This is a genomic window from Rhodococcus sp. 14C212 (genome assembly GCF_011058195.1).
Classification (GTDB): domain Bacteria; phylum Actinomycetota; class Actinomycetes; order Mycobacteriales; family Mycobacteriaceae; genus Rhodococcus; species Rhodococcus aetherivorans.
Map to the genome: position 1 here is coordinate 36,284 of NZ_JAALEH010000003.1, position 13,588 is coordinate 49,871.

Annotated in this window: 12 protein-coding genes; 10 read left to right on the top strand and 2 right to left on the bottom strand. The window is 71.2% G+C overall.

The window, feature by feature from the left end; genetic code table 11:
* Positions 1-8: 8 nt before the first annotated feature.
* Positions 9-629: an AIM24 family protein gene (locus tag G6038_RS02290; RefSeq protein WP_006944059.1), complete on the bottom strand. Its 621-nt coding sequence runs from the start codon at positions 627-629 to the stop codon at positions 9-11.
* Between the two features lie 81 nt (positions 630-710).
* On the opposite strand from G6038_RS02290, the gene G6038_RS02295 reads away from it, so the two are divergent.
* Positions 711-1,451 (top strand): IclR family transcriptional regulator, encoded by a 741-nt coding sequence (locus G6038_RS02295; RefSeq protein WP_346772727.1) that lies wholly within the window; start codon positions 711-713, stop codon positions 1,449-1,451.
* Positions 1,452-1,549: 98 nt separating this feature from the next.
* A complete protein-coding gene (locus G6038_RS02300) occupies positions 1,550-2,734 on the top strand; it encodes a 4-hydroxybenzoate 3-monooxygenase (RefSeq protein WP_165035725.1) in 1,185 nt (394 codons plus the stop codon).
* 153 nt (positions 2,735-2,887) lie between these two features.
* Here the strand turns inward: G6038_RS02300 and G6038_RS02305 are convergent, their stop codons facing one another.
* The gene (locus G6038_RS02305) at positions 2,888-3,580 is read right to left on the bottom strand and encodes an SDR family NAD(P)-dependent oxidoreductase (RefSeq protein WP_165035726.1); all 693 of its coding nucleotides are present in this window, start codon (positions 3,578-3,580) and stop codon (positions 2,888-2,890) included.
* A gap of 132 nt (positions 3,581-3,712) precedes the next feature.
* On the opposite strand from G6038_RS02305, the gene G6038_RS02310 reads away from it, so the two are divergent.
* The 8 genes from G6038_RS02310 to G6038_RS02345 all read left to right on the top strand — a co-directional run bounded on the left by G6038_RS02310 (position 3,713) and on the right by G6038_RS02345 (position 13,552).
* A complete protein-coding gene (locus G6038_RS02310; protein ID WP_165035727.1) occupies positions 3,713-4,606 on the top strand; it encodes a LysR family transcriptional regulator in 894 nt (297 codons plus the stop codon).
* A 146-nt stretch (positions 4,607-4,752) separates the two neighbouring features.
* Positions 4,753-6,117: an MFS transporter gene (locus tag G6038_RS02315; protein WP_165035728.1), complete on the top strand. Its 1,365-nt coding sequence runs from the start codon at positions 4,753-4,755 to the stop codon at positions 6,115-6,117.
* 66 nt (positions 6,118-6,183) lie between these two features.
* Positions 6,184-7,122, top strand: coding sequence for a shikimate dehydrogenase (locus G6038_RS02320; protein WP_165035729.1), 939 nt, complete (start codon positions 6,184-6,186; stop codon positions 7,120-7,122).
* Positions 7,119-9,071: an FAD-dependent oxidoreductase gene (locus G6038_RS02325; RefSeq protein WP_165035730.1), complete on the top strand. Its 1,953-nt coding sequence runs from the start codon at positions 7,119-7,121 to the stop codon at positions 9,069-9,071. Before G6038_RS02320 ends, G6038_RS02325 begins: the two co-directional genes overlap by 4 nt.
* Positions 9,068-9,904, top strand: a complete 837-nt coding sequence (locus tag G6038_RS02330; RefSeq protein ID WP_165035731.1) for an aldo/keto reductase — start codon at positions 9,068-9,070, stop codon at positions 9,902-9,904. Before G6038_RS02325 ends, G6038_RS02330 begins: the two co-directional genes overlap by 4 nt.
* On the top strand, positions 9,904-10,998 hold the full coding sequence (locus G6038_RS02335) for a Gfo/Idh/MocA family oxidoreductase (protein ID WP_165035732.1): 1,095 nt from the start codon (positions 9,904-9,906) through the stop codon (positions 10,996-10,998). Before G6038_RS02330 ends, G6038_RS02335 begins: the two co-directional genes overlap by 1 nt.
* Entirely contained in the window at positions 10,995-12,725 is a 1,731-nt protein-coding gene (locus tag G6038_RS02340; protein ID WP_165035733.1) for an FAD-dependent oxidoreductase, read from the top strand. Before G6038_RS02335 ends, G6038_RS02340 begins: the two co-directional genes overlap by 4 nt.
* Positions 12,722-13,552 carry a TIM barrel protein gene (locus tag G6038_RS02345; RefSeq protein WP_165035734.1) on the top strand — a complete coding sequence of 277 codons (831 nt, stop codon included), beginning with the start codon at positions 12,722-12,724 and terminating at the stop codon, positions 13,550-13,552. Before G6038_RS02340 ends, G6038_RS02345 begins: the two co-directional genes overlap by 4 nt.
* Positions 13,553-13,588: the final 36 nt, after the last annotated feature.

A 13,588-nucleotide genomic window follows, 5' to 3' on the forward strand; every position in this document is an offset into this window, starting at 1 on the left:
TGCCTCCCTCACCGCTCCGCCGGCTGGATGGACACGACGCCCATGCCGTCCCACCGCAGCGAGAATGCCTCGCCGCTGCCCTGACCGACGAACGTGCGCCACGAGACGTCGGTGACGAACGACTGGCTCAACTGTCCCTTCGCGCACACGAACGCGTCCGGGTCGACGACGAGCGGGTACTGCGGGGAGACCTCGAGGTGGATCAGTGGGCCACCGGCCGACAACAGCGCGACCTGCCCGCTGCCGGTGACCGTCGTGGTGAACAGACCCTGGCCGCTCATGTTGCCGCGCACCCCGGCGAACGTGACGTTCGTGGTGAGGTTGCCGTTCAGGGCGAGCAGTTGCTCCGACTCGACCTGCAGCGTCTCGTTGTTCAACTCGAGCACCGTGACGTCCTGCCCCTGGTGGGCGAGATAGACCACGCCGTTGCCGGCGCACTCCATCAGCGACAGGCCCTCACCCGTGGCGCGCTGGCGCAGGCCGGCCAGCACGCCCTCGCCGCCGCCGAACCCGGCCGACTTGAACTGCACCTGGCCCTCGTACGCCACCATCGACCCCGAGAGTGCCCGGATGCTGGTGTTGTTCAGGTGCGCCTCTATGACCCGTTTCGATCTCTCGACCAGTCGCATGCGCGAACACGATAGACGCTCGCCCGCCGGTGCGCCCTTCCGGCTCGTTCCCGCCCGATGCGGACACCCCACAATGGGTGCGTGCCCGATGTTCCCGACCGGACCCTGCTCGGCCGCGCCTTCGCCGTACTGGGCGCGTTCACCGCCGAGCGGCCCCGCCTGACCCAGTCGGAACTGAGCCGCCGGACCGGGCTTCCCCTGCCGACGGTGTTCCGGCTGTGCGGCCGGCTCGTCGACGTCGGGGCACTCGAACGCCGTGCGGACGGCAGCTATCAGGTCGGGGTCCGGGTCTGGGAGCTCGGTGCCCTCGCGCCCCGCGCGCACGGCCTGCGCCAGGTGGCGATGCCCTATCTCGAGGACCTGTTCGACGCGACCCGGGAGAACGTGCAGCTGGTCGTTCGGGAGGGGCTCGAGGCGCTCTACGTCGAGCGGTTGTCGGCGCGCGGTGCCGTGGCCGTGGTCGGCCGGGCCGGCGGCCGGCTGCCGCTGCACGCGTCGAGCGGTGGGCTGGTGCTGCTCGCCCACGGCGGGCCCGAGCTGCTGCGGGAGGTGCTCGATGCCGGGCTCGAACGGTTCACTCCCGCCACGATCACCGAGGAGTCCCGGCTGCGGCGCGTGCTCGACGACGTCCGCCGCACCGGCATCGTGATCTGCCGCGAACACCTGAACGTGGGCACGATGGCGATGGCGGCGCCCGTCCGGGAGCACTCCGGCCGGGTCGTCGCGGCGATATCGGTGGTGGTGTCGATCGATGCGGATCCCGCGCCGCTGATCCCGGCCATGCGGGCGGCGGCGAGCGGCATCTCCCGGCGACTGACCTGAAGGCCCTCTTTCACTGAGCGAAAGTGGGGGGTGACGACGTGGACGTTCCTCCGGGACAGTGAGGGTCGTCACCGCTTCCGAATCTCGAGGAGTCCCCCATGAGCGAATCCCGCACCCAGGTCGCCGTCGTCGGCGCCGGCCCCGCCGGGCTGATGCTGTCGCACCTGCTGCACCTGCGCGGCATCGAGTCCGTCGTGCTCGAGGCGCGCTCGCGGGAGGACATCGAGGCCACCATCCGCGCCGGCGTGCTCGAGCAGAACACCGTCGACCTCATGGTCGAGACCGGCGTCGGCGACCGCCTGAAGGCCGAGGGCTACGAGCACCACGGCGTGGAGCTCCGCTTCGGCGGCAGGGGGCACCGCATCGCGTTCGACGAACTCGTCGGGCGCGCGGTCACCGTCTACCCGCAGCACGAGGTCAACAAGGACCTCATCGCCCGCCGTCTCGCCGACGGTGGCGACATCCGGTTCGGCGTCTCCGACGTGCAGGTCCACGACCACCGCACCGAGCGGCCGTACCTGACCTACATCGATGCGCAGGGCAACCCGCAGCGCCTCGACGCGCTGCTCGTCGCCGGCTGCGACGGCTCGCGCACCGGCACCCGCGGTCTGATTCCGGCACCGCAGGTGCGCACCGACCACTTCCGGCAGTACCCGTTCGCCTGGCTCGGCATCCTCGCCGAGGCGCCGCGCTCGTCGGAGGAACTGATCTACGCCCGGCACGAGCGGGGCTTCGCGCTGATCTCCACCCGCACCGCCGACGTGCAGCGGCACTACCTCCAGGTGGATCCGGACGACGACGTCGCCAACTGGTCCGACGACCGCATCTGGAGCGAACTGCACGCCCGGGTCGACGGGGAGGGGGCCGAGATCAAGGACGGGCGGATCTTCGAGAAGTCGATCCTGCAGTTCCGCAGCTTCGTGTGCGAGCCCATGCAGCACGGCAACCTGTTCCTCGCCGGCGACGCCGCGCACACCGTCCCGCCGACCGGCGCCAAGGGGCTCAACCTCGCCGTCGCGGACGTGTTCGTGCTGGCCCGTTCGATGGACGAGTACCTCACCCGCGGCGAACGCGGCCGGCTCGACGGTTACACCGCGGAAGTCCTGCCGCGCGTGTGGCGGGCACAGCACTTCTCGTGGTGGATGTCGTCGATGCTGCACACCCACCCGGACAGCAGCCCGTTCGACAACAAGCGCCAGGACGCCGAACTCGACGCGATCACCCGTTCCGTCGCCGGGCGCACCCTGATCGCCGAGCAGTACACCGGCTGGCCCCTGGTCTGACACGTCGACGCCGTCCGCGCGCGCAGCCTGCTCCGAGTCGAACGGGAGCTTGTCGCGCCGGGCGGGCCGTGACGGCGGCATCGGCCGAGCAACTCCGACGACAGGTTCCCGCCGGATGCGAGAACCTCCCGCTCGTCCGCCGGGTGCGGACCTTCAGTACGACGCGCGGCCGCCGCTCGCGTCGTACACGGCGCCGGTCGAGAAGCTCAGCGCGTCCGAGGAGAGCCAGGCGACGAGTTCGGCGATCTCGTCCGGCCGGCCCATCCGGGCCATCGGCGTCAGGCTCTGCGACCGCGCCAGGATCGCCGGATCCGTCCCGGCGTTCATCGGGCTCTCCACCGCCGCGGGCGCCACCACGTTGGCGAGCACCCCGGTCGTCGCGATCTCCTTGCCGAGCGACTTCGTCAGCGCGATCACCGCGGCCTTGGACGCCGAGTAGGCGCTCTGGTTCGGATTGCCGTCCTTGGCCGCGATGCTCGCCAGGTTCACCACCCGGCCCCAGCCGGCGTCGACCATCGCGGGAACGAAGGCGCGGCACGTGAGGAACGTGCCGTCGACGTTGATGCGGAACGTCCGGTGCCAGTCGGACAGTTCGGTGTCGACCAGCGGCGCCGACGGTCCCACGACGCCGGCGCTGTTGACGAGGATGTCGACCCGGCCCAGGCGCGTACGCAGCCGTTCGACGGCGGCGGGGTCGGTGACGTCGACGCGTTCGGCGGCGCCGTCCGCGATGTCGGCGGTGACGACCCGGACGCCCGCGGCGGACAGCCGCCTCGCGCAGGCCGCGCCGATCCCGCTCGCCCCGCCGGTGACGAGCGCGGTCACGCCCGAGGGATAGGTCACCATACGGCTGCTCCTCGCCGGTGTGTGGATAGTAGTCTGAATCCATGTGCGAAATCGAAACAATCGGCGACGCACCATGTATGAATCTGGATATACGGCTGTAGATGCAGTCGTCAAGTCCCCGAAGGGATCGACATGGAGATCCGCTGGCTTCAGGCCTTCGTTGCCGTCGCGGAGGAACTGCACTTCGGGCGGGCCGCCGCCCGCCTGCAGATGGCGCAGTCACCCCTGAGCCAGACGGTGCGCAAGCTCGAGAAGGACCTCGGTGTGCCGTTGTTCGAGCGCAATACGCGCAGCGTCGCCCTCACGGCGGGTGGGCACGCCTTCCTGCCCCACGCCTACCACATCCTCGAAAGCGTCGAGACGGCACGGCAGGCCACGCGCGCGTCCGCCGGCGGTGTGTACGGCCGCATCAAGATCGGGTTCACCGGTGTGCTGAACCATCTTTCGCTCCCGCCGCTGACCCGGGCGCTGCGGCAGCGTTACCCGGACATCGAACTCGACCTCGTCGGTCGCATCATGACCCGGGAGGCGGTCACCCAATTGGAGAGTGGCGCACTGGATCTCGCGTTCGTCGGGCTGCCGGTCCAGTCCGCGGCGGTGGCCACCCGGCTGATCCGCCGCGAGTCGTTCGGTGCCGTGCTGCCCTCCGACCACCCGCTCGCCGGGGAGCCGGAGATCGACCTGCACGACCTCGCGGACGACGGCTTCATCACCACACCGTTGTCGGCGGGGTCGGCCCTGCAGGAGAGCGCCATGCGCGCGTGCCTCGACGCGGGCTTCCGTCCGCGCGTGGTTCAGGAGATCACCGACCCGTACATGATCCTGGTGCTCGTCTCGGCCGGCGTGGGAGTGGCGCTGATGACGTCGAGCATCGCGACGATCACGCCGCCGGGCACCGTCTTCGTCCCCCTCGCCGGCGAGTCCGACTACATGCACCACGGGATCGGCTGGTCGCCCCGGCGTGTGTCGCCGGCGCTCGAGGTGGCCCTGAAGGTCGCCGAGGAGATCCTTCCCACGCCCGATTGAGACGATAAACGTCTTTATCTGAGACTTTTTCAGTGTTGGACGCTGCATAGTGCGGCGTGCCACGCTCGTCTCGTTCCGGCGACTGTGAGGGCCATCACCGAATGGCCGACTCGGCGTCCGTCGGAGCCTGGGACGAAAGGAACGCCATGGCGAACACGCACGCTGCCGGCCCCGACGGACGACCGAACGAGAACGCCCGCCGGGCGGCCATCTCCGGTTTCCTGGGCAGCACCCTGGAGTACTACGACTTCTTCATCTACGGCTCCGCCGCAGCCCTCGTCTTCGGGAAGATCTTCTTTCCCGGCGACGGAGCCACCTCGACGCTGCTGTCGATCAGCACCCTCGGCGTCGCATACATCGCCCGCCCGCTCGGCGCCGTGCTGTGGGGGCACTGGGGCGACAAGTTCGGCCGGCGCAACGCCCTCCTGGCCTGCCTGCTGCTGATGGGCATCGCCACGTTCGTCATCGGCTGCCTGCCCACCTACGAGCAGATCGGCATCGCCGCGCCGGTGATCCTGGTGCTGCTGCGCCTGCTGCAGGGGCTGTCGGCCGGCGGTGAATCCCCGGGCTCGTCGTCCCTGACGCTCGAGCACGCCCCGGCGCACCGGCGCTCGTTCTTCACGTCGTTCACCATGAGCGGCATCATGTTCGGCATCGTCATCTCGAGCCTCGTGTTCATCCCCGTGGCGTCGCTGCCCGACGAGGCGCTGTACTCGTGGGGTTGGCGGGTGCCGTTCTGGCTCAGCATCGTCGTCACGGTGGTCGCGGTGTGGCTGCGCCGCAAGCTCGACGAGCCCGAGGTGTTCGAGGAACTGCAGGAGAACGGCGAGACCGCCGCCCTGCCGGTCGTCGAGATGTTCCGCTCGCACTGGCGCACCGTCCTGCGGATCAGCCTCAGCGCCACGTTCGCCATGATCAACACGATCGTCAACGTCTTCGCACTCGCCTACGCCGTGCAGGTCGAAGGCTTCGAGCGCTCCACGATGCTGTGGGCGATCGCCGCCGCCAACTTCGTCGCGGTGCTCAGCCAGCCCGTGGCCGGGCTCCTCGCGGACCGGATCGGCCGCAAGCCGGTGTTCGTGTTCGGTGCCCTCGGCTCGGGCGCGATGGTGTTCGCCTTCTTCCACGCGATCGGAACCGGCAGCGCCCCCCTGGTGTTCGCGTCCGGCCTCGTCCTGATCGGCTTCTTCTACGCCATGCCGAACGGTGTCTACCCGGCCTACTTCCCGGAGCAGTTCCCGGCGCGGGTCCGGTACACGGGCATGGCCGTGAGCCTCATGCTCGGTCTGCTCGTCGCCGGATTCACGCCCGCCGTCGCGCAGCTGCTCTCGGCGGGGGACACCAGCAACTGGGCCCCGGTCGCCTGGATGTGCCTGGGCTTCGCGGTGCTGTCGTCGATCGCCGCCCTCACCGGGCCGGAGACCTACCGCACGCCCACCGAGGACCTGGGCGAGCGTCGCTCGGCGCCGGTGGCGCGACCGGCGCAGGAACTCGTCCGCAGCGACGTCTGACCGGCCCCCGAGCCCCGGCGCCCGACGCGCCGGGGCCACGGCCCGTCCCACCCCGTAGGAGTAACCGTGACCCCGTCCACCGCCCGCCACCGCATCCGGCTCGTGGGGGCAGGCATCGCCTCGTCCCTGTCGCCGGCCCTCCACGAGCGTGAGGCCGCCGCACTCGGTCTGAGCGACTACCGCTACGAACTGCTCGACCTCGAGGCGGGGAACGTTCCCGTCGAACGCACCGGCGATCTGGTGCGCTCCGTCGTCGCCGGCGGCTGCACCGGCCTGAACATCACCCACCCGTGCAAGCAGGTCGTCGTCCCGGCCCTCGACGGCCTGTCCGACAACGCCCGCCTGCTCGGCGCGGTCAACACCGTCGTCGTCCGGGACGGGCGCCTGATCGGCCACAACACGGACCACAGCGGATTCCTCACGGCGCTGCGCCGCGGGTTGCCCGATGCCGCCCTGGATGCGGTCCTACTGGTCGGTGCGGGCGGTGCGGGCTCGGCGGTGGCCTACGCGCTCGCCGCCGCGGGTGTGGCGGACCTGCGGATCGCCGACGTGGACGCCGCCCGCGCCGCGGACGTCTGCGCACGACTGTCCGCCGCCTTCCCCGCGACACGCGCCACGGCTCTGCCGGCGGACGCGATCCCCGCCGCCCTGCGCACGTGCGCCGGGGTGGTCAACGCCTCGCCGATCGGCATGGTCGGCCACCCCGGAACGCCGTTCGACACCGGCGCCCTGCACCCCGGCCTGTGGGTCGCGGACATCGTCTACCGGCCGATCCGAACCGAACTGATCGCGGCCGCAGCGGCTCTCGGCTGCGACGTGCTCGACGGCGGGCAGATGCTCGTCGCTCAGGCCGCCGACACGTTCGCGCTGCTGACCGGGATCCGTCCCGACGTCGACCGCATGCGGGCGCACCTCGACGAGCTGATCTCGGACCGGGTTCTCGTGGCCGCGCCGGTGGACCGCGCGCCGGCCGGACGTTCCGATGCCCACCAGGAGATGGAATGAACACCACCGCGTCCTTCGCCCGGCCGCTGGACATGGGTTCGGTCCGCTTGCGCAACCGCTTCGTGTCCGCGCCCATGGAACGCAACTACTGCGAGCTCGACGGCACGATGACCGACCGCTACATCGCCTACCTCGAGCGACGTGCCGCCGGAGGCGCCGCGCTCGTCTTCACCGAGGCGAGCTACGTGCGGGCCGACGGTAAGGGCCGCATCCGCCAGATGGGTGTGGACGTCGACGAACGCATCCCCGGCATCGCCCGAATGGCGGAGGCGGTGCACGCCCACGGCGCGCTCGTCGGTGTCGAACTCAACCACGGTGGTCGCACCGCGCAGGGCGCGGTGAGCGGATTCGTCCCCGTCGCCCCCACCCCGATCCCGTGCGCGGTCGTCGGCGGCGAGATGCCCGAGCAGCTCGACAGCGACGACATCGAGCACCTCGTCGAGTGCTTCGGTGCGGCCGCGGCTCGTTGCGCGGAGGCCGGCGTCGACGTGATCTCCCTGCACGGCGGGCACGGTTATCTCATCCACCAGTTCCTCTCGCCCGCATACAACCACCGCGACGACGAGTGGGCCGAGCCGACGCTGTTCCTCAACCGGGTCATCGACGCGGTCCGCACCATGGCGCCGGGTATCACGCTGGGACTGCGTTTCTCGGCCTTCGAGGCGGTCGACGGGGGGCTCGACGCGGAGACGACCCGCGAGCGCATCGACGCGATCGACACGCACCGGCTGGACTTCCTCGACGTCTCGGCGGGCAACTACGAGTCGGGGCAGTGGATCATCCAGCCGGGGGAGTGGCAGCGCGGTCTGCTCGCCCCGTACGCCGAACCGTATGCCCGCGACTTCGACATCCCGGTGGGCGTCGCCGGCCGGATCAGCTCACCCGAGACGGCGGAGCAGATCATCGCCTCCGGCCGGGCCGACTTCGTGAGCATGGCCCGGACCCTGCACGCCGACCCGGATTTCCCGAACCGCGCCCTCGACGGGGGCCGGTACCGGCCCTGCATCGCCTGCAACTACTGCATCGACAGCCTGGCGGCCGGGCCGATTCCGTGTTCGGTCAACCCCTGGGTCGGTCGCGAACTCGAGCAGCCCTCGAAGCCGGCCGGGACCGCGGTGCGCGTCGCCGTCGTGGGCGGCGGACCGGCCGGCATCGCGGCCGCGCGCGACCTGGCCCTGGCGGGCCACAGCGTCGACCTGTACGACGAACGCGGCAGTCTGGGCGGCGATTTCGCGTTGGCCTCCCGGCTGCACGAGTACCCGGAATACCACCGGATCGTCGACTGGTACCGCGACGAACTCGCGGACCTGAACGTCACCTGCCACACCGGTACGAGAGTCGATGCCGCCACGCTGGCCCCGCTCGACTTCGACGCGATCGTCCTCGCGACCGGCGGGTGCGGACCGGCGATCGACCTTCCCGGCGCCGGCACGCGACGGATCCGCGACGTGCGGGAGTTCCTCGCCTCCGGAGACCCCGCGCCCGAGTCGATCACGATCTTCGGTGCCGACCGGGAGGCCGCGGCGGTGGCCGACGACCTGCTCCGGCACGGCACGAAGGTCGTGATGATCGGTCCGCAGGAGACGATCGCGCACGACGTCGGCCGCCGCGGCAAGATCGTCCTGCTGCCCCGGCTGGCGGCGAGCGAGAACCTCACCGCGTACCTGTCGTCCGTCGTCACGCACATCGAGGCCGACCGGGTGGTCATCTCGACGGAGGGGCAACAGCGCACCGTGCCCGCGCCCGGGGAACTGCTCGTCTCGCACGGCATCGAACCACGCGCCGACCTGCTGACCGATCTGCGGCGGCTCGCGCCGCGGCTCGGCGTCCACTGCGTCGGGGACGCGAGCGGCGACGGCGGCTCCCTTCATGCCGCGCTCGTCACCGCCGCCGACGTCGCCGTCCGGATCACCGCGGCCGCCGATTCGCGCGTGGGGGCCGACGCATGAACCCGGAGACCACCGCGCCGGCGGCGGACTCCGTGCGCACCGCGCTGCCGCGCCTCGGCCTGGGCACCTGGCCCCTCGTCGGGCTCGACGCCACGCGCGCCGTGCTCGCCGGCATCGAGGCCGGATACCGGCTGATCGACACGGCCGCGATCTACGGGAACGAGGACGCCGTCGGCGCCGCCCTCGCCACCTGCGGCGTGCCCCGCGACGACCTGTTCGTCACCACCAAACTCCGCGGCAGCGACCATGTGTCCGGCGACGTTCGCGGTGCCGTGGAGCGGAGCCTCGAGCGCCTCGGCCTCGAGCGGCTCGACCTGTTCCTCATCCACTGGCCGCTGCCGCGGTTCGACCGGTACGCCGCGGCGTTCGAGGCCATGCTCGAGTGCCGCGACGCCGGGCTCGTCCGCTACGTGGGGGTCTCCAACTTCCTCGGCCACCATCTGCGCAAGGTGGTGGCCGAGACCGGGGAGGCTCCCGCCGTCAACCAGATCCAGATGGACCCGTCGCTGGCCCGTCTGCCCGTCCGCCGCGCGAACGACGAGCTGGGGGTGTTCACCCAGTCGTGGAGCCCGCTCGGTCGCGGCGAGGTGCTGGGCGCCCCCGTCGTCGCCTCGATCGCGGACCGCGTCGGCTGCACGCGCGCGCAGGTCGTGCTGGCCTGGCACCTCGCGCAGGGCGTCGTGCCGGTCACGCGGTCGGCGAACCCGGCACGCCAGGCCGAGAATCTGGCCGCCGTCGACGTGGAACTCACGGCGGCGGACGTCGCCGCGCTGAACCGTCTCGACCGCGGCGAAGCCGCAGCCCGGGACGTCGAACGAGAGGAACACTTGTGATGCCCCTTCGCGCAGGCATCGTCGGATGCGGAAGGATCGCGGGCAACCATGCGCACGCGCTGCAGCAGGTGCCCGGCGTCGACGTCGTCGCGTGCTGCGACCCCGACCTGGAGCGCGCTCGCGCCTTCGCCGCCCGGCACGGCATCGCCCACGCCGTCGGATCGGTGGCGGAGTTGTTCGCTCTCGGCCTCGACGCCTGCACCGTCTGCACACCGCACCCCGTGCACGAACAGATCGTTCTCGCCGCCGCCGAGGCCGGGATCCACGTGCTGTGCGAGAAGCCGATCGCGGTGGACGTGGTCGCAGCCGACCGGATGATCGCGGCCGCCGACCGCGCAGGCATCACCTTCGGGGTGTTGTTCCAGCGCCGATTCTGGCCCGCGGCGCGCCGCATCAAGGCGGCGATCGAGGACGGCCGCCTCGGCGTTCCCGTCCTCGGGGAGGTGTCGGTGATCCTGCACCGCCCGTCGACCTACTACTCGGCCGACGCGTGGCGCGGGCGGTGGGACAGCGACGGCGGGGGCGTCCTCATGACGCAGGCCGTACACCAGATCGACATGCTGCAGTGGTTCATGGGCGCGCCGGTCCGCGTCGGCGGGTTCGTCGGCACCCGCTTCCACGGCGAGCACATCGAAACCGAGGACAGCGCCTCGGCCGTCGTCTCGTTCGCCTCCGGTGGCACCGCGACGATCACCGCCACCACCGGCGCCAACCACAACCTCGGCAACCGCGTCACAGTGATCGGCGCAACCGGGGCGATCGCGAGCGTCCTCGAGTTCCCCGAGGGGCGTGAGGGCGTCAACGAGCTGTGGACCGCGCCGGGCGAGGTGGAGCTGCGAACGCCGTATTCCCCCGATGTCGACGCCAACCTCGACGTCCGGGACATCAACGCCGGGCTCACCGACTTCCACACCCTCCAGGTCCAGGACTTCGCCGAGTCCGTGCTGACCGGCCGCCGACCCGCGGTGACCGGACGGGACGCCCGCGCCTCCCTGGCCGTCGTCGCCGCGATCTACGAATCCTCCCGCACCGGCAGGGTCGTCGAACTCGCGCCCGCACCCACCCTCGTCTCGTCCGGCAAGGAGCTCCGATGACCCCCGACACAGTGTCCGAATCCCTCACCTACGACGTGGTCGTCGTCGGGTCCGGTGCGGGCGGGCTGTCCACGGCCGTGGCTGCCGCCCACGGGGGCGCCTCCGTGCTCGTCGTCGAGAAGGCGGACGTGTGCGGCGGCGCCACCGCCTGGTCGGGCGGGTGGATGTGGGCGCCGCGCAACCTGTTCGCCCACGCCGATGGGGTGCACGAGGACCGGGCCCAGCCGCGCCGCTACCTCGAGCACCGGCTCGGGGAGCACTTCGATGCCGCCAAGGTGGACGCGCTCCTCGACGGCGCCCCCGAGATGGTCGAGTTCTTCGAACGTCACACGGCGCTGCAGTTCGTCCCCGGCGCCGCCATCGCCGACATCCACGGTGACACCCCCGGCGCGGGCACGGGCCACCGCTCCGTCGCGCCGAAGCCCGTGAGCCTGCGCCGCCTCGGACCCGACGTCGCCGGGCTGCTGCGGCGGCAACTGTACGAGACCTCGTTCCTCGGCATGGGCATCATGGCCGGCCCGGACCTGCAGGCGTTCCTGCACTCGACCCGCTCGGGCCGGGCGTTCCTGCACTGCGCGCGCCGGGTCTCGACCCACATGTTCGACCTCGCCACCAGGCGTCGGGGCCAGCAACTGGTCAACGGGACGGCGCTCGTGGGCCGGCTGCTGCGCTCCGCACTCGATGCCGGCGCCGACATCCGCGTCGCCACCGCCGCCACCGCACTCGTCACCGACCCGTCCGGCCGTGTCATCGGTGTCCGGCTCGAGGGCCCCGACGGCGCCTACACGGTGTCCGCCCGCCGGGGTGTCGTCCTCGCGACCGGCGGGTTCACCCGCGACATCGACCGGCGGCGAGAGCTGTTCCCCCGCACCCCGACCGGACGCGAACACTGGACGCTCACGCCGTCGACGACGACCGGTGACGGCATCTCGCTGGGCGAATCCGTCGGTGGCCGCCTCGACCGCTCGCTCGCCTCGCCGGTGGCCTACTGTCCCGTCTCCCTCGTCCGGTACCGCAACGGCAGGCAAGGCGTGTTCCCGCACATCCTGGACCGCGGAAAGCCCGGGGTCATCGGGGTGCTGGCCGACGGGCGCCGTTTCGTCAACGAGGCGCTCGGATATCACGACTACACACTGGCAATGGTCGAACAGGTGCCGGACGGCGAGGAGGTCTGCTCCTGGCTGATCGCCGACCAGCAGTACCTGCGGTACTTCCCGCTCGGTATGGCCAAGCCCTTCCCGATCCCGACGTGGCCCTACCTGCGATCCGGATACCTCTCGAAGGGCCGGACGATCCGCGAACTCGCGGAGCGGATCGGCGTCGACCCGGACGGGCTCGAGAAGACCGTCACCGCGTTCAACGAGAGCGCACGCCTCGGGGAGGATCCCGAATTCGGCCGCGGCACCACACCGTTCAACGTCAAGTCCGGCGACGCGGACAACCCGTGGCCCAACCCGTCCCTCGCACCGCTCGAGCGCGGACCCTTCTACGCGGTCAAGGTCGTCCCCGGCAGTTTCGGCACGTTCGCCGGCCTGGTCACCGACTCGTCGTCCCGGGTGCTGAACGGCGACGACCGGCCGATCGACGGGCTGTTCGCGGTCGGCGTCGACCAGTCCAGCGTGATGGGCGGCCATTATCCCTCCGGCGGAATCAATCTGGGTCCGGCCATGACCTTCGGGTACCTGACCGGACGCCGCCTCGCCTCGACCACAGGAGCCACCCGATGAGCACCCCGCTCGGCCTCGCCGCCCTCACCGTCCTCGACACACCGCCGCTGCAGCACGTCGACCTCGCCGAACGGCACGGATTCGACACGATCGGACTGCGTCTGCTGCCCGCGGCACCCGGCACCACGGCCTACCCGCTGCATGAGGACGACGCCGCGCTCTCCGCGCTCGTCCGCCGTCTCGCCGATTCCCCGGTCGAGGTGTTCGATCTCGAGATCATCCGTCTCGGTCCCGATTTCGATCCGTCCGACTACGCTCCGCTGCTCGAGGCGGGGGCGCAGCTCGGGGCGCGGGCCGTCCTGGTCGGCGGCGACGACCCCGACCGAGCCCGTCTCACCGACTCCTACGCGCGGCTGGCGGAGCTGTGCGCCTCCTACGGCATCGTCGCGAGCCTCGAATTCATGCCGTGGACAGCGGTTCCCGATGCGAAGGCCGCGGTGGAGATCGTCGGGCAGGCCGACGGACCGGCCCGCAGCGTCCTCGTCGACGCGCTGCACGTCGCGCGCTCGGCGACGGCCCTCGAGGACCTGGCCGCGATTCCGCGCGAGTGGCTGCACTATGCCCAGATGTGCGACGGCTCCACCCCGGCCCCGCGCGATCACGCGGAGCTGATCCGGCACGCCCGCGAGGAACGCCTGGTGCCGGGTTCGGGGGGCATCGACCTGCCGGCGATCTGGTCCACCCTGCCGGAGGGGCTGCCGGTGAGCATCGAGCTGCCGAACGAGCCGCTGCGCCGCGCGGTCGGCACGGACGCCTGGCTCGAGCAGCTGGTCACGGCGACCAAGGCCGTGCTGGGCCGGGTCCCGGTGGCCACGGACGTCGAGTAGCTGCGTCGCACAGCTGAATTCGCTCGGAACATCGGA